The sequence below is a fragment of the Mariniplasma anaerobium genome, assembly GCF_016865445.1.
GTDB classification, from domain to species: Bacteria; Bacillota_I; Bacilli_A; order Acholeplasmatales; family Acholeplasmataceae; genus Mariniplasma; species Mariniplasma anaerobium.
The window spans coordinates 969352-985450 of the sequence record NZ_AP024412.1; the positions used below are offsets into that span (position 1 = coordinate 969352).

Consider the following 16099-nt stretch of genomic DNA (forward strand, 5'->3'; position numbering starts at 1 on the left):
AAAAAGTGGTTACGTTAAGTACCCACTTAAATGTCAATTAAAATAAAAATTTTAAATGTGACTGTTTGCCCATGAATTCATCCATCAGGCGAGAGGGTACCTCTTCTTTTCACTACCTTTTAAATTATACTGTTTTTAATCTCTAAAGTCAAGGATTATTTGTTCTTATAACGCTTCTTTAAGAAATTTGAGGAAATATATGCTAAATCCTAGACTAATATAACATAATTTATAATATATTTCAATCATATTGATGTCTTTATCTATGCGAAATATAGGAAATATATAATATAACCATAACTTATCATAGGGCATAAATAGAGTCATTAACATATAGATTAAAACAATAAGAATAGCTAGAGTCTTATATTTATCTTTAATAAAGATCAAAATTAGGTTTAATATTAAAAACATATCCATCAATAAATCAATAAACATAAAAACCTCAATCTGTATATCAACACCTATCATGAGTTTAGGTATTAATATATAAATCATGATGATGAAACTAAAAAATATAATGATATGCATAAAGAAAAACAAGTATTTATGAACAAAGACTTTTTGTCTACCAAAAAAACTTATAAGTGGCTTCATAAAATCTTGATCATGATCTAGTGCTAAAAATAAGACGAACATAGCATTTAAAATTAAAAATATTTGTAAAAATAAGGCTTTAATATATGTTTGATAATACAAAGGATAAAGCATAACTTCATATTTTTGATATTCATTTTTACTAATAAGAATAATTAAACTGATGGCGATCAATTGATAGATGACTAAAATCATATATTTCTTCTTATGCATATATGACAAATAAATAATCTTAATTAAAGACATAAAACCTTATTGGCTAAATCATTAAACAATTCTGGTTTGTGTGTCGACACAATAATACTCAAGCCTTCTTCTTTCTTCTTTTTTAAATATGCCTTTAAATCAAGCATACTGTTTGTATCTAAGCCTGATAGAGGTTCATCAAGGATGATTAGATCGGGTTTGCCAATGAATGTTGTAATAATACCAAGCTTTTGCTGGTTTCCTTTAGATAACTGATAAATATATTTAAATAAGGGAATATTAAACAAATGAATCATTTCTTCGCTAATCTTATCTTTTTTCACTTTAGCTAGCGTTTCAAGATAATCAGATACTTTTATTAAAGGCGGTAACATCATAATTTCTGGTAAATATCCAATTTTTAGCTTTTTCTTATTCACCATACCTTTATCTGGTTTTTTAAATCCTAAAATAAGTTCTAATAAAGTTGTTTTACCTTTTCCATTTTCACCACTAATTAATATAAAATCTTTAGCTTCTATCTTTAAGGTGAAGCTTTGTGGGCAATAATATTTTTTTGCCTCTTTAAGTTCAATTAAGTGCATAGTGATAGATAAGCTGTCCAGATTGTTTTAAAGTTTCATAATCTTTCATATAAACAAAATAATTGATTGTATTAATCTGATTATCATCAAATGTGATGAAAATTGGGCATGCATAAAATAATTCATTTTTATAAGGTATGGTGATTTTAATGATTTCGTCATAAACTTCAAATGATACATTAAATAAATTTCCAACAGAAATTTGCTTGATATCATCTAAAAGTTCATTATATTCAATATCAATCTCATATAATCTTGATAAATATTGATTATCTTCTTTTCTTCCAGATAAAGCAGTCCAATTGATAAATGATTCATCTTCATCAATTGTTTTAAAACTAATAGATCCAATAAATATATCATATAAATCTTCATTAACAAGACTTATTTCAAGATATGAAGACTCTATATCAAAATCATATCCTAATAAAGGCATATTAAAAACATAACTATACTTATAGTAAGTTTCATTCAAATACGTCTCTTGATGCAAAAATATAACATTATTTAACTCAAGTTCAATTGATTTAGAATATTCTTGATTATGAAGTTTTAAGTTTTGATAACTATTTACATCAACCATTGGATGATCTTTAGTGTTTAAATAAAAATCAATGTAACAATCTTCACCTATTTCATCTAGATAACTATAATAGGTATTGACACTTAATAATTTAGGTTGAATTGTATTTTGATTCTTATTAATTAAAATAACCATAAAGACAACAAGTGTAATCATGAAAATATATACAAATATATGCTTCATATTCTTGTTTTCTCCAAGCGCTGATATTGTGTCGTTACAACAAATGCTTCATATCCTCCACGATTTACCCTTACCCAGAAAAAATAGCGTGCTGCTACACCATTGGTAATTAAACCTTCTCCATAAATATACAAGTCAACTTGTGTACCTGCATCTACATCTAGATTAACTGTATATGATTCTTCAATTTCTTCTGATATCTGATAATCAGCAGATAATTTTAGCGATCCATCTAAATTATTTTTAAATGTTGGTTTTGTTGAACTGGTCTTTATACCTATAGACCCAGAAGCCGATAAACTAAGCTTAGACGTTGTTTTACGATCTAGGTTATACTCATACTCAATTGCTGAATAACCATTGTTATAGTAAGAAAATAGCGTTTCAGTAATATATGAACACTCGATATCCTTATTAACAGTATAAGTGCGCCATCCGATAAACTTTCTTTTGTCTACATTCTTATAATATGTTTTATATTCCTTACTAGTGTAATCATTCAATAATTTTCCTGAAGCTATGTTTAGTGACTCAAATGCAAGATAGTTAGAATCTGCGTAAACAACATTGGTACAAATTAATAGATTTAAAAACATAAAAACCATGATATAAAATTTTCTCATATATAAACCCTCCTATCTCATAATAGGAAATGATTTATATTTTACTTTAAAAAAAAATCCCAATAAATTGGAATTTAGTTTTTATTCATATAAGTTTCAATATCTTTAACTTCTTTTATGATTTTTTTAGTTAAATTGATTGATCCATCTTTTGTAACATAAATATCATCTTCAATTCTAATACCAATACCTTCTTCAGCTATGTATAATCCTGGTTCAACTGTAATTAAAGCTCCAACAGGAATTTCTTTTGAATAGTTCCCTACATCATGAACATCAAGTCCTAGATAATGACCAAGTGAATGATAATAGTATTTACTAATTTCAGCATCTTCTTTAATTAAACCAATGCGTTTAGCGCCTTGGATTAAGATGTTTTTACCATAATCATTAAATTCTTTCATCGTAATGCCTGGTTTTAACCATTCAATAGTTTTCTTATTGGCTTCTAATACAACTTCATATACTTCTTTTTGACGTTTTGTGAATTTACCATTTGCTGGGAAAGTTCTTGTAACATCAGAACAATAAAATTCGTAATCTACTCCCAAATCAAATAAGACTAAAGTGTTATCTAAAATTTTCGAATCATTTTCAACATAATGAAGTACTGTAGCATTTTGACCTGATGCTGCAATTGTATCAAATGAAGTATCAGTTCGATGTTTGTTTAAAACATAGTTATATTCAGCTTGGATTTCATATTCATATACGCCTGGTTTAAGTGTATCCATGATTCTATTTAGACCTTTATAAGTGATATCTACTGCTTTATTAACCAATTCAATTTCTTGTTCATCTTTAACAGTTCTTAATTCTGCTAAAACTAATTGATTCGTCTTAATATTAAGATAAGGATAAGTTGTTTGAACATAGCTAGAAAATTGTCCAGCTTGTGTAGCTGCTGAGTTTTCTGATTGACGTTCTAAATCTAGATAAAGACTCTCAATAAAGCCATAAGCAGCTCTTCTATTTGTCGATACTAATCCATTTAAAAATGATTTTAAAGTTAATATATCTTTAACATGAGTTAAGTCAATTCCTGAAACTTTGCTAGCTTCTTCAAATGATAGTCCAGCTCCATCCCATAAAGCTTTAACAGGATCAATAGTTTCAATAAATAAGTAACTATGTGCTTCATTATTACCCTTAAGAGTCATCAAGACAACGTTTTGTTGATTGATGCCTGTTAAATAATAGAAATTGCGATTAACTGAAAAATGATAATGTTGATCATTAGATTTTTGAGGTGAAACACCTGAGAAAAACAATGAAATAGATTGATCGTTAATATTATTTAAATATGCATCTCTTCTTTTTTTATACATATGTAGATCTCCTTAAATTTCTTCAATTTGTTTTAAAACTTCTTCATTAAGTAAAGCTAAAAATTCTTTTGCCTCTTTGAGTGTATCTTTTTTAGTTCCATAATAGATTTTAATTTTCGGTTCAGTTCCACTCGGTCTTAAGACCATCCATGTGTGCTCTTCGTAAATATATCTGAGCACATTAGATTTAGGTAATTTTAATTTAGACTTAATACCATCTTCTACTCTAACGCTTAATAAGACATCATCATAGCCAATTAAATGTTTATCAAATACTTTTGGAGGTGTTTCTCTGAAATGAGCCATGATTTGATCTATCTTCTTACTACCTTCAATACCTTTTAGCATAATAGATTTTGTATATTCATAATATGCTCCATATTTTTTATAGATATGATTAAGATAATCTATCATTGACATATCTTTTAATTTTAAATGGTTCGTGATTTCAGCTAACATATAAACTGCTTGAACAGCATCCTTGTCTCTTACAACATCAGAGATTAAAGACCCATAAGATTCTTCGCATCCAAATAAATATGGATTAGTTTCGATATATTTCTCTGCTTGTTCGCCAATGAATTTAAATCCTGTAAGTGTTGTAATGACATCAATTTCATAACTTCTAGCAATAGCATCTATAAGCATTGTCGTTACGTTTGTTGTGTAAACATGTCCATTAATAGGTAATTTATCTAATTTTCTTCTTTGACTTAGAAGATAATATAATTCAATACTTGCAGTTTGATTACCAGATAATAAATGATATTGATTATCATGTTTAACAGCTATGCCTAAGCGATCTGCATCTGGATCGGTTATCATAATGATATCTGCATCAATTTCTTTAGCATATTTAATTGTCTCTATATAAGCATCACTTTCTTCTGGATTAGAAGATTTAGTATTTGAGAAATCAGGATCTACGATCATTTGTGGTTCATAAGGATATATATCATAACCTTTTGATTTCAAAAACTTTGGAATAACGGGTCCACCCGTTCCATGAAGTGGAGAATATACGATTTTAATCACTTTATTCTCATTATTTATTTGGATATTTTCAATAGCTTTTAAATAGATATCATCAAAAGATTGGTCAATATATGAAATTAAGTTATTATCAACTGTTTTTATATCAAATGGATTTTCTATTGTGTTAATCTCATCGATAATTATGTTTGCGACTTCGGGATTCACTTGAGCTCCAGTTTGGTCGTAAACTTTATACCCATTATATTCTTTAGGGTTATGTGAAGCAGTAATCATAATCCCACCACTTGCTTTAAAATATCTAACAGCAAAACTTAGCATTGGTGTAGGTCTTAATGCTTCAAAAACATAAGAAGGGATGCCTTTAGCAGCAAAAATCATTGCAGCTTCTTTTGCATATAGTTTAGAATCATGTCTATTGTCATAGCTAATTGCTATACCATCTTTAAGATTGTGCTTAACTAAATAGTTTGCAAAACCTAGGGTTGCTTTTCTAATGGTATAGATATTCACTCGATTTGTTCCAACACCCATGACACCTCTAAGTCCGCCCGTGCCAAAAGAAAGATTGGTATAAAATGCATCTTCAATCTCTTTTTCATTTAAAGAATCTAATTCTTTTCTTAATTTTTTGTCTAAGCCTTTAAAGTTGTTCCATAAATCATAATTTTTTTTATAGTCCATATTTATCACCTACCTATATTTTAACAAAAAATAACCAGTTTTTCCTGGTTATTTTCTAAATTGTTCATTTTTATTATAAATTTTTAATAAACCTTTTAATATAATATCAGAATCAACGGTAAGTTGATGAGAACATAATGGCGCAATAAGGGCAGAAAGCCCACCAGTTAATATAACATCAAAGTTCTCATTGACTTCTTTTCTTATGCGATCAATTAAACCATCTACTTGTGCTGCCACACCATAGGTGACTCCTGATTGCATACAATGAATTGTATTGGTCCCTAGTACTTTCTTAGGGACTTCTATATCAATATCAGGTAAAAGTGCTGTATGTCCAACTAAAGCTTTAATAGAAACATTAACACCTGGGGTAATAATAACACCTAATATTGTTTTGTTTTTAACATAGATGTATTTAATAGCTGTTCCTAAATCAATGATAAGAGCATTTGATATATCTTCATCAAGACCTACTGAATCACATATTAAATCAGCACCTACTTCTCGTGGATGATCAGTTTTAATATTTAAACCAGTTTTCACACCAGGTCCAACAATCAATGGATCTATGCCAACATATTTTAAAGAAATTTCTTTAAGTTTTTCAGTTATTCTTGGCACAACACTAGATATTGCAACATGCTTAACTTCTTTAAAGTCAATAATGTTTTTCATCTGAATGTAGTATTCATCAGCAGTTTTAGTAATTTCTGTATTTAATCTATAGGTATCTATGATTGTAAATCCATCAGAAACACCAATAAAGATATTTGTATTTCCGACATCAAATAATAAAAACATAATGATTCCTCCTTATTTATTATCTTGTAGTTTAGTTAATGCAAGTGCGATTGGAGTTCCTATTAAAACAGCTAAAATAGCTTCAATAAGACCATTAGAGACTGCGACTGTATATATAAATCCTAAAAGTTCACTAGATGGTATATATTGTTCAATAAAAGTTCTTTCAAATATAACTAATGCACTTAAGACAACAACCGTGTGAAATACAGTTGAAATCAAAAATGTCGATGGAATGACAATTTGTGATTTATCTTTTTTAGCAATTAATGCATAATATGTCGTAATAAATGCTGAAATGATTAATAAGACAATGGGTAGAACAATATTTTGATTCCATCCAGTTTCTCCTATAATGACATCTGAAGCATAATACATTGCAAATACTGTAATTAGAGTAACAAACCCAAATATGTATATTTCTGAATGTTTAACTTTAATGTTAAACCATTTAAACAAATCAAAAATATAACTTGCTGCAAGTGCAAAGACCATTCTAGGTAGCACAGATACAAGCGGATTAACAAATGCTGGATCTAGAACACCAGTTGGTGTAGTTGCAGCTCTGATCAATGAACCAATCCCAAAAATGAAACCTAACATCACGGTATATTTTTTAGGTAATAAAAAAGCACCAATCAATACTGGAATGTGAATTAAAGTTAGTGCCATCGTGCCTATAGTAATATAGCCAACTTGAGGCACAAAAGTCATCACGAGTATGATTGCCGCAAACACTGTAGATAGTGTTAAGTTTTGAATCTCTTTTCTTTTCATTATTTTCTCCTTTTTAGGCCACTTAGGGTCCCATAAGATACTTATATTATATATGAAATAGGTCAAGCATTCAAGATATTAGGTTGTTTTATGTAAAAAAGACTCTTTTATTTTATAAATATGATGATATAATAAATATAATTAATAGACAAGGGGGCATAACCAGTGAAAAAGATTTTTAAACTCCTTATACTTCCATTACTTATAACTGCTGCTTTTTATTTAATAATTTTAGCTGTTATGTCTATTGGAAACAATAAGATATCAATCAATGTTTATCATGCAGATGTTATATTTAGCGAACAAGGTGATATGGTAGTTACTGAAACATTTGATATGACTTATAAACAAGCACTAAGAGTTCGTTTTAGAGATATTGATTACGTTAAATTTTATGATGATTATCCATTTGAATATGCTTTTAATAATACTGCAAGTTTTGAAACAGATCAAAGTTATATGCGTGTATATAAAAACGGGATTGATGTATCTAATAGAGTTGACTTCGGATATTCATGGCTAGGTGATCGAGATGAACTTGGACAAAGAATTACATGTGAACCCCAAAGAAGTGGCTGTGTCTCAATGTTTGCGGATTTGAAAAACATTGGTGGTTTAGAAGGTGACATTACTTTTGAATATCATTATGTCATCTCAGGTGTTGCTACAAGATATGATGACATTTCTGAAATAAATTGGAATTTATTTGATTATATGGAATCTGGTATTAAAGAAGGTAGTGTTCGTATCACATTACCTGAAAAAGATTTATCATTAGATAATTTTTATATCTTTACACATGGTATAAAGGATGCAAATGCAGAATATCTATCAGATCATGAAGCATTGATTACATTTAATGATTCAGATAAAAAAGATTTTTTAGAATTTAGATTACTGGTTCCTAATCGTTTATTTTCAGATATGAGAGATCAAAATATCGATGATGTAAATCAAGTCAACAAGAACATCATCTTAACCTATGAAAATGATTTAATAGATACGCAAGCAAAAGGTGAAATTCAGCAAATCATTTCATGGATTGTTGCTTGCTTAACAGGAATTATTTTATATTTGGCAACATTTTATTTTTATAGGAAATTCTTTAAACCTTATACTACTGATTTCAATGAACCTTATTTAAGAGATGTGCCCTATGATATAACACCTGCAGAAATGAGTTATATATATTTTAATAGACAAACCAGTGATGAAGATGTCACAGCAACACTCTTAGATTTAATCAGAAAAAAATATATTAAAATTGAATATGATCCAACAGAGATTAGTAATTATAATCCTAACTTTAAATTAATATTATTGAAAAGACCTAGCTCTAATGAATTAAAACCTCATGAGATACACCTTATTAAATGGTTTTTTGATACCATTGGTAAAGAAAATGAAGTTAATATAAGAACCATAGAAAATTACCCAATTAATTCTTATTCGAATTCTATAAGATTTAAACATGATGCAGATATTTTTAAAGAAAAAGTTAAAAGTGCATTTAAAGTAAATCCTTTTATGTATTTAATAAGAGAAAGAAAAATTGCAAAATCAGTCCTACTGCTTAGTGTAATAGCATTCTTTTATATCATTATTAATGCTGGTATATATGGATTCAACTCATTTTACCAATTACTTTTACTTCTCTGTTTTTCTATATTTTACTTTTATGATTTGAAAACATACATGAAGAGAAAAAGAGAATATCAAGAACAATATGTTAGATGGGAAGCATTTAGAAGATTCTTAGTTGATTTTGGAACATTTGATGATGATCCAATAACAAATGTTATCATTTGGGAAAAGTATTTAGTTTATGCAACATCATTTAAAATTGCTGATCTTGTTATGGAACAACTTAGAGTCAGCATAGAAACAAATGGTTTAAATGAAAATGGTCAAACATTTATATTTATGGGTAACGATAGAAAAACACATTATAACCCAATGCGTAGCTTTGATCGATCATTTAGACACATGAAAAGTCAAGCAGCAAATCAAATTAGAATACACAATCGTGAAATGAGCATGATAAATGCAAAAGCAAGATCAAGATCTTCATCAGGTTTCCGTGGTGGATTTGGTGGTGGATCATCATTTGGTGGTGGTGGCGGTGGCGGCCGTTCACGCTAGTATATATAAAGAAAAAAGAAAAGAGGAATATATATGATTTATGAATTTAACCCTGGAGTATGGATACCACTTGGTATCGTCGTTTTAGCACTTGTTCTATTTTTAGGATGGATGATTAAAACTTATAATATGTTTGTTGGACTTAGAAATAAAGTCAGAAATAGTTGGAGTCAAATTGACATTCAACTTAAAAGAAGATTTGATTTAATTCCTAATTTAGTTGAAGTTGCAAAAGGCTATGCAAAACATGAAAGTGATATTTTCACTGCTTTTGCAGAAGCAAGAACGATGTATCATCAATCTAGTGAATCAAATAATGTTGAACTAGCAGCAAAAGCTGAAAGTGGATTAAATGGTGCAATTTCAAGATTATTAGCTGTATCAGAACAATATCCTGAACTAAAAGCCAATTCAAACTTTCAATCTTTAATGGAAGAATTATCAGATACAGAAGATAAAATCACTTATTCAAGACAATTCTATAACGATCATGTGATGAAAATTAACAATCAAGTTGAAATGTTTCCTTCTAATATAGTTGCATCCATGTTTCATTTTAAGTCAGAATCATTTTTTGAAATTACTCATGAACATGAACGCGAAGGTGTAAAAATTAAATTTTAATAAAGAAAAAAAGACTTTAAAATCATAAAGTCTTTTTTTTATATCTTCTTATCATTTATTCAACATAAGGTCCCCACGGTGAATTATCAGGATCTGTATAGACTCTAACACCTCTATTTAAACCATCAATAACTTTTATATCTTCTTCTGTTAATTTAATCTTTAAACTTTCAAAGTTTTCTTTGATTCTCTTAGGTGTTACAGATTTTGGAATCATGACGATGCCTTTATAAAGACCCCAAGCAATAACAACTTGAGCGATACTTGCATCATGTTTTTTAGCTATTAATTCTAAGGCATCCTTCCAGATACCTTCAAAAACGCCACCTTTCATAAAAGGACCATAAGATTCTATTTGTATACTTTCTTGATCTAAATAAGCTTTTAGTGGAACTTGAGTTAATCCTGGATGACATTCAACTTGATCAATCATTGGTTTAATTTTAGCTGTTTTTAATAATGCGTCAACATGATGTTTTTGAAAATTAGATATGCCAATAGCTTTTGCTTTTCCTGATTCATATAATGATTCGAAAAACGCCCAGCTTTGTGCATTAATTTTAGGATCATGATTAGGCCAATGAATTAAATATAAATCAACATAATCAGTTTGTAGTTTCTCTAAAGATTCTTCAAACGCTTTTTCCATATTTTTTAAATTTGAATGAACTTTTTGTTTTGTTGTAATAAAGATATCTTTTCGATTAACCTTAGCATCTTTAATCGCTTGACCTATACTTGCTTCATTTCCATACATCTGTGCAGTGTCAATATGCGTATATCCTATCTCTAAAGCATATCTAGTAGCTTCATAAGCCTCATTGCCATCTTTAGATTTAAAGGTTCCTAAGCCTAATTGGGGCATCTTATAACCATTGTTTAACTCTACATATGTCATATATCGTCACCTGCTTTCAATATATTTATTTTATCGACAGTTAAATCATTTAATACTCTAAATAACATTTTCTTAGCACTATCTAAATCACTTAAATCCATCATTGCAGCAGTTGAATGAATATATCTTGCAGGAAGACCAATTGTAGTTGCTAAAACACCATCATTTAAATCAAGTGCTTTTGCTGCATCAGTTCCACCCTTTGATACAAAATACTGATGATTAATTTTATGTTTTCTTGCTAATTTAACAAAATAGTTTAATAACCCTTGATGCATTACATTTTTTGGATCATATAATCTTAGTAAAAAGCCATCTCCTAATTTTCCAAGCGCATCATGTGTTGCCATATCATTAACAGGTGATGCATCAAGAGCTAGAAATATATCAGGATTATATTTTTGAACTGAAGTTTCTGCACCTCTTAATCCAACTTCTTCTTGAACGGTTGCTCCTACGACTAACGTAAAAGGCAATTCTTTATTTGAAAAAGCTTTGATAGTTTCTAAAGCCAATCCGCATCCATATCTATTATCAATTGCTTTTGATATGACTCTTTTTTTGTTAAACGTATAACTAAATGGACTATCAAATAAGACCATGTCTCCTAAAGCAACTCCAAAACTAGTAACTTCTTGTTTTGATTGTGCACCAATATCAAGTAAAAGATCAGATATTTTAGTTTGTTGATCTTGTTTTAAATGTGGGGGTAGTGCACCAATAACGCCTTTAATAACACCATTTTTAGTGTGAACATTTAAAACTTGTGATATAAATACTTCGCCATTTAACCCACCAATATTTTGAAGTTTCAACATACCAAATTCAGTAATTCCAACAACCATTAAACCTACCTCATCCATATGACCAGCGACCATGACAACAGGTGCATTTTGATCACTTGCTTTTTTAACTGCAAATATAGATCCTAATCTATCAGTTGATATTTTGAAATCTGGATATTTTTCCATCTCTGATTTCATATATGCTCTTACAGGTTTTTCAAATCCTGAGGAAGCCTCTATCATAAATAAGTCTTTATATATTTTATTTAACATCTTTGTATTCTCCTATCAGTTGATAAATTGGACCTAAAGGTCTTTTTTTAACTTCATATTCTGTCATATAAGTTGAAGGTGCAAGATCATGTGTGATATCGATTAAATCAAAATATGGTTTTATATATTCAACAGAATCTAAAAATAAATCTTTATGATCAGTTCTAAATTGTAATTTAGCATTAGGTTTTAATAATTTTTGATAGAGTTTCAAAAAAGTCGGATAAGTTAATCTTCTCTTGTGATGTTTTACCTTTGGCCAAGGATCTGAAAAATTTAGATAAACACCATCGATTAAGGTCTTTGAAAAGTATGTTTCCAAATATTTAGCATCAGCTAATAAGATGATTAAATTATCAATCTTCATTTCCATCTTTTTTTCTAAGACTCTATAAATAACATATAAATTAACTTCCATAGCAATAAATAGATCATCTGGATGATCTTTTGCCATGGATGTAATGAATTGCCCTTTACCTGAACCTATTTCTAAAAAAATAGATTTATCTTTTGGCAAATCTAGCGCTTCTACTTTAGTAATGACTCCATGTTTTTGTAATAGATCAATATTAACGTATTTTAGCCGTTTTTGTCTCATATATACCTCTTAATATAAACTTAAAGTGGCACGAAGTCCACTTTGAGTTGTTTATGCTAGTCTACCTAATCCTTCAGTCATAATAAAATCAGATAATGCTGTAACAGCTTTTTCACTATCATGACCAGTTGCAGATATGATCACTTCTTCACCTTTATAAATTCCAAGTGACATAAGTCCCATAATTGATTTTAAATTTACTGTCTTGCCCATTGCCTCAAGCATAATTTCAGCTTCAAAGCTCATCGCAAGATTCACCAAGCGTGTAGCTGGTCTTGCATGAATACCATACTCAGATGTTATGAGAAATTTTTGTTCCATTATTGTTCCTCTTTTCTTTTTTCATTTAAGTAATTGAATACTTGTTTTGTGTTATTTTTTATTAATAACGTTATCTTTTTACCAGTTACAAATGCTGGTGTATTCGTTTGTTTAAGTAACTCTTGATCAATTGCTTTCATATTAGCAACTTCAATTTGTAGTCTTTGTTGCTTGATATCAATAGATTTTATATTTTCTTTCATACCTAAAGCTTTATAAATATTATTTAAAAATAAATTATCTACTGGTAATATATTACCCTTTTTTCTAGTTAATTTCAAGACTATGAAGATTAAACTAAAGAGAGCTATGATACCTAAAGCAATAAAGATATATGTTTGAATTGTTATTGCTGTCAAGTATATCATTAATATCAACTTCCTATCTATTTAAATTATAACGATTTTTATTCAATAATTCAATCATTTAATGAACATTGCATCACCAAAAGAAAAGAATCTATACTTTTGATCAATTGCTTCTTGATATGCACTCATAATGAAATCTCTATCTGCTAGTGCAGATACAAGCATCATAAGTGTTGATTTAGGTAAATGAAAGTTAGTAATTAGCTTATCACATACTCTAAATTTATAACCGGGATAAATGAATATATTGGTTTGAAAAGTTCCTTCATGAAATCCTTGATCATAATTTGACTCAACTGTACGTATAGATGTTGTACCTACACAAACAAATTTTTTATGATTCTTTTTAGCCAAATTTAATCTCATCGCACTATCTTTAGATAAACTATAGGTTTCATGATGCATATCATGTGCCTCTACTTTATCAACAGATACTGGTCTAAAGGTTCCAAGTCCTACATTTAAAGTAACCGGAATAATTTCAATGCCTTTATCTTTAATCTTTTTTAACAAATCTTTTGTGAAATGCAAACCTGCAGTTGGTGCTGCTGCACTACCTGGGTGAGCTGCATAAACTGTTTGATATCTATCTTGTTCTTTTAAATATTCAGTAATATATGGAGGTAATGGCATCGTTCCTAGTTTTTCTAAAACTTCAATTAAAAGACCTTCGTATATTAATTTATAATCTCTTAACCCATCTTCTTTAATCTTTACACAAACCATTTTTAATTGATCACCAAACTGTATTTCAGTTCCCAATTTAACACGCTTTGCAGGCTTAGTTAAAGCTTCCCATACATCTTTATCCTTTTCTTCTAACAATAAGACTTCAATGGTTGCGTTTGTTTGTTCTTTTGTTCCAATGAGTCTTGCAGGTATAACTTTCGTATCATTTAAAACCAAAACATCGTTTTCATCTAAAAGATCTACTATATCATAGAAATGTTTATGGCTTATTTCTTTTTTTTCTTTATCTAAAACCATTAATCTAGAATGGTCACGTTTTTCACTTGGATGTTGAGCAATAAGCTCTTTGGGTAAATTAAAATCAAAATCACTTACATTCATTTGTCAAATAGTCCTTTATAATATTTAATGCCTAATGCTTTATAGGTCTTTTCTGTTGCCATACGTCCTCTAGGTGTTCGTTTGATATAACCTTCCATCATTAAGTAAGGTTCATAAACATCTTCGACTGTTGTTATTTCTTCAGAAATTGAAGCTGCTATTGTCTCAATACCCACTGGACCACCACTAAATTTTTCTACAATTGCTTTTAAATATCTATAGTCAGTGTTATCTAGTCCATGATCATCAATACCTAATTTAGATAATGCATGATCGGTTATTTTTTTATCAATTGTCCCATCACCAATAATTTCAGCAAAGTCTCTGACTCTTCTAAATAATCTATTAGCGATTCTTGGTGTTCCTCTACTTCTTTTAGCTAAAGATTGAACTGCATCTTCCTCTATTTCATTTTGATAAACAGAAGATGTTCTTCTAACAATTTTTTCTAAATCACTATCTTCATAATAATTTAATCTAAAAACCATTCCAAATCTATCTCTTAGTGGTGCAGATAAGTCACCAAATCTTGTGGTTGCACCCACCAATGTAAATGGTGGTAAATCTATTCTAATTGATCTTGATTCATGATCTTTTCCAATCACGATATCAAGCACATAATCTTCCATAGCTGCATAAAGCACTTCTTCAACAAATCTTGGTAGACGATGAATTTCATCAATAAATAAAACATCACCTGGTTCTAGAGAAGATAATACAGCAGCAAGATCACCACTTCTTTCAATAGCAGGTCCACTGGTCACTCTAATGTTGACACCTAATTCGTGAGCAACGATTTGAGCTAATGTAGTTTTACCTAGTCCAGGAGGACCATAAAGCAATAAATGATCAAGAGCTTCTTTACGCTTAACAGCTGCTTTAATATATACATCAAGCATTTCTTTTATATCATTTTGACCTATATATTGGTCTAATGTTTGAGGGCGTAAGGATTGATCTTCATCTTCTTTAATTGACATTGCAGTAATGATTCTCTCTTTATCGTTCATAGACATACCTCTTTATTTCATTAATAATTTTAAAGCTTCTTTAATCATTTGTTCAACAGATAAATCTAAATCAATTTTTTTCATGACTTTTCTAATTTCTGTCTTTGAATAACCTAAAGCAGATAGAGCTTGAGATACATCAGATTCTTGATTTGGAGTGAGTTCTAACTCATCAATTACTAATTTTCCTTTTAAATCAAGGATGATTTGTTGAGCACTTTTTGGCCCTATACCAGGAAACTTAGTTAAATACTTCACATCTGAAGCTTCAATTGCCATAATGATTTCATCAATACGGTCATTTGCGAGTATTGATAATGCACTTTTTGGTCCAATACCAGATACACTGATAAGTTTAACAAACAACTCTTTGCTTTCTAAACTCTTAAATCCATATAAAGCATTGGTATCTTCTCTAACATAATGGTGCGTAAAACAAACAGCTTGTTCACCTATTTTATAGTCATAAGGTGTTGGAGATAAAACTAAATATCCAACCCCATAAGATTCAATTACAATATAACTTGGTTTAACAAGCGTAACGACGCCTTTAACAAATGCATACATAGACTTTCACCTGGCTTTTTATCTTTTCATGTTATTATAACATTTTTCATTAGTTTTTTCTATCTAAACTCTCTATTAT

18 protein-coding genes are annotated in these 16099 nt (G+C 29.3%); 2 read left to right on the top strand and 16 right to left on the bottom strand.

The features are described 5' to 3' along the window. Nucleotides 1–165: 165 nt before the first annotated feature. The 8 genes from MPAN_RS04685 to MPAN_RS04720 form a co-directional block, all read right to left on the bottom strand. Nucleotides 166–792, bottom strand: coding sequence for a hypothetical protein (locus MPAN_RS04685; RefSeq protein WP_231756735.1), 627 nt, complete (start codon nt 790–792; stop codon nt 166–168). Between the two features lie 41 nt (nt 793–833). Further along, nucleotides 834–1388 (bottom strand): ATP-binding cassette domain-containing protein, encoded by a 555-nt coding sequence (locus MPAN_RS04690; RefSeq protein ID WP_176240085.1) that lies wholly within the window; start codon nt 1386–1388, stop codon nt 834–836. Beyond that, a complete protein-coding gene (locus tag MPAN_RS04695) occupies nt 1375–2154 on the bottom strand; it encodes a hypothetical protein (protein ID WP_176240086.1) in 780 nt (259 codons plus the stop codon). Before MPAN_RS04695 ends, MPAN_RS04690 begins: the two co-directional genes overlap by 14 nt. After that, nucleotides 2151–2777: a hypothetical protein gene (locus MPAN_RS04700; RefSeq protein ID WP_176240087.1), complete on the bottom strand. Its 627-nt coding sequence runs from the start codon at nt 2775–2777 to the stop codon at nt 2151–2153. The genes MPAN_RS04695 and MPAN_RS04700 overlap by 4 nt, the downstream gene beginning before the upstream one ends. Before the next feature lie 74 nt (nt 2778–2851). Then, the gene (locus MPAN_RS04705; protein ID WP_176240088.1) at nt 2852–4105 is read right to left on the bottom strand and encodes an aminopeptidase P family protein; all 1254 of its coding nucleotides are present in this window, start codon (nt 4103–4105) and stop codon (nt 2852–2854) included. 12 nt (nt 4106–4117) lie between these two features. After that, nucleotides 4118–5782 (bottom strand): phospho-sugar mutase, encoded by a 1665-nt coding sequence (locus MPAN_RS04710; RefSeq protein ID WP_176240089.1) that lies wholly within the window; start codon nt 5780–5782, stop codon nt 4118–4120. Nucleotides 5783–5830: 48 nt separating this feature from the next. After that, nucleotides 5831–6586: a type III pantothenate kinase gene (locus tag MPAN_RS04715; RefSeq protein ID WP_176240090.1), complete on the bottom strand. Its 756-nt coding sequence runs from the start codon at nt 6584–6586 to the stop codon at nt 5831–5833. 12 nt (nt 6587–6598) lie between these two features. Next, on the bottom strand, nt 6599–7363 hold the full coding sequence (locus MPAN_RS04720) for an ECF transporter S component (protein WP_176240091.1): 765 nt from the start codon (nt 7361–7363) through the stop codon (nt 6599–6601). Nucleotides 7364–7528: 165 nt separating this feature from the next. Here MPAN_RS04720 and MPAN_RS04725 point away from each other — a divergent pair, with 165 nt between their 5' ends. Both MPAN_RS04725 and MPAN_RS04730 read left to right on the top strand, forming a co-directional pair. Next, the gene (locus MPAN_RS04725) at nt 7529–9505 is read left to right on the top strand and encodes a DUF2207 domain-containing protein (RefSeq protein ID WP_176240092.1); all 1977 of its coding nucleotides are present in this window, start codon (nt 7529–7531) and stop codon (nt 9503–9505) included. Nucleotides 9506–9538: 33 nt separating this feature from the next. Continuing rightward, the gene (locus MPAN_RS04730) at nt 9539–10129 is read left to right on the top strand and encodes a LemA family protein (protein ID WP_176240093.1); all 591 of its coding nucleotides are present in this window, start codon (nt 9539–9541) and stop codon (nt 10127–10129) included. 55 nt (nt 10130–10184) lie between these two features. On the opposite strand, the gene MPAN_RS04735 is transcribed toward MPAN_RS04730, so the two are convergent. The 8 genes from MPAN_RS04735 to ruvA are packed head-to-tail and all read right to left on the bottom strand — an operon-like array spanning nt 10185 to nt 16020. Next, a complete protein-coding gene (locus tag MPAN_RS04735) occupies nt 10185–11027 on the bottom strand; it encodes an aldo/keto reductase (protein WP_176240094.1) in 843 nt (280 codons plus the stop codon). Continuing rightward, entirely contained in the window at nt 11024–12085 is a 1062-nt protein-coding gene (locus MPAN_RS04740; RefSeq protein ID WP_176240095.1) for a M42 family metallopeptidase, read from the bottom strand. The genes MPAN_RS04735 and MPAN_RS04740 overlap by 4 nt, the downstream gene beginning before the upstream one ends. Next, nucleotides 12075–12683 carry a tRNA (guanosine(46)-N7)-methyltransferase TrmB gene (gene trmB, locus MPAN_RS04745; protein WP_176240096.1) on the bottom strand — a complete coding sequence of 203 codons (609 nt, stop codon included), beginning with the start codon at nt 12681–12683 and terminating at the stop codon, nt 12075–12077. The genes MPAN_RS04740 and trmB overlap by 11 nt, the downstream gene beginning before the upstream one ends. Before the next feature lie 51 nt (nt 12684–12734). Beyond that, nucleotides 12735–13004: an HPr family phosphocarrier protein gene (locus tag MPAN_RS04750; protein ID WP_176240097.1), complete on the bottom strand. Its 270-nt coding sequence runs from the start codon at nt 13002–13004 to the stop codon at nt 12735–12737. After that, entirely contained in the window at nt 13004–13372 is a 369-nt protein-coding gene (locus MPAN_RS04755) for a hypothetical protein (protein WP_176240098.1), read from the bottom strand. Before MPAN_RS04755 ends, MPAN_RS04750 begins: the two co-directional genes overlap by 1 nt. 54 nt (nt 13373–13426) lie before the next feature. Next, on the bottom strand, nt 13427–14443 hold the full coding sequence (gene queA, locus MPAN_RS04760; RefSeq protein WP_176240099.1) for a tRNA preQ1(34) S-adenosylmethionine ribosyltransferase-isomerase QueA: 1017 nt from the start codon (nt 14441–14443) through the stop codon (nt 13427–13429). Then, on the bottom strand, nt 14440–15459 hold the full coding sequence (gene ruvB, locus MPAN_RS04765) for a Holliday junction branch migration DNA helicase RuvB (RefSeq protein ID WP_176240100.1): 1020 nt from the start codon (nt 15457–15459) through the stop codon (nt 14440–14442). The genes queA and ruvB overlap by 4 nt, the downstream gene beginning before the upstream one ends. A 6-nt stretch (nt 15460–15465) precedes the next feature. After that, a complete protein-coding gene (gene ruvA / locus MPAN_RS04770) occupies nt 15466–16020 on the bottom strand; it encodes a Holliday junction branch migration protein RuvA (RefSeq protein WP_176240101.1) in 555 nt (184 codons plus the stop codon). Between the last annotated feature and the right edge of the window lie 79 nt (nt 16021–16099).

Excerpts from the sequence above, each read along its gene's own strand:
- MPAN_RS04705 (WP_176240088.1), bottom strand. The coding sequence starts at position 4,105 with ATGTATAAAAAAAGAAGAGATGCATATTTAAATAATATTAACGATCAA.
- MPAN_RS04720 (WP_176240091.1), bottom strand. The coding sequence starts at position 7,363 with ATGAAAAGAAAAGAGATTCAAAACTTAACACTATCTACAGTGTTTGCG.
- trmB (WP_176240096.1), bottom strand. The coding sequence starts at position 12,683 with ATGAGACAAAAACGGCTAAAATACGTTAATATTGATCTATTACAAAAA.
- MPAN_RS04695 (WP_176240086.1), bottom strand. The coding sequence starts at position 2,154 with ATGAAGCATATATTTGTATATATTTTCATGATTACACTTGTTGTCTTT.
- MPAN_RS04690 (WP_176240085.1), bottom strand. The coding sequence starts at position 1,388 with ATGCACTTAATTGAACTTAAAGAGGCAAAAAAATATTATTGCCCACAA.
- MPAN_RS04755 (WP_176240098.1), bottom strand. The coding sequence starts at position 13,372 with ATGATATACTTGACAGCAATAACAATTCAAACATATATCTTTATTGCT.
- queA (WP_176240099.1), bottom strand. The coding sequence starts at position 14,443 with ATGAATGTAAGTGATTTTGATTTTAATTTACCCAAAGAGCTTATTGCT.
- MPAN_RS04715 (WP_176240090.1), bottom strand. The coding sequence starts at position 6,586 with ATGTTTTTATTATTTGATGTCGGAAATACAAATATCTTTATTGGTGTT.
- MPAN_RS04735 (WP_176240094.1), bottom strand. The coding sequence starts at position 11,027 with ATGACATATGTAGAGTTAAACAATGGTTATAAGATGCCCCAATTAGGC.
- MPAN_RS04730 (WP_176240093.1), top strand. The coding sequence starts at position 9,539 with ATGATTTATGAATTTAACCCTGGAGTATGGATACCACTTGGTATCGTC.
- MPAN_RS04750 (WP_176240097.1), bottom strand. The coding sequence starts at position 13,004 with ATGGAACAAAAATTTCTCATAACATCTGAGTATGGTATTCATGCAAGA.
- ruvB (WP_176240100.1), bottom strand. The coding sequence starts at position 15,459 with ATGTCTATGAACGATAAAGAGAGAATCATTACTGCAATGTCAATTAAA.
- MPAN_RS04700 (WP_176240087.1), bottom strand. The coding sequence starts at position 2,777 with ATGAGAAAATTTTATATCATGGTTTTTATGTTTTTAAATCTATTAATT.
- ruvA (WP_176240101.1), bottom strand. The coding sequence starts at position 16,020 with ATGTATGCATTTGTTAAAGGCGTCGTTACGCTTGTTAAACCAAGTTAT.
- MPAN_RS04710 (WP_176240089.1), bottom strand. The coding sequence starts at position 5,782 with ATGGACTATAAAAAAAATTATGATTTATGGAACAACTTTAAAGGCTTA.
- MPAN_RS04740 (WP_176240095.1), bottom strand. The coding sequence starts at position 12,085 with ATGTTAAATAAAATATATAAAGACTTATTTATGATAGAGGCTTCCTCA.
- MPAN_RS04685 (WP_231756735.1), bottom strand. The coding sequence starts at position 792 with ATGATTTTAGTCATCTATCAATTGATCGCCATCAGTTTAATTATTCTT.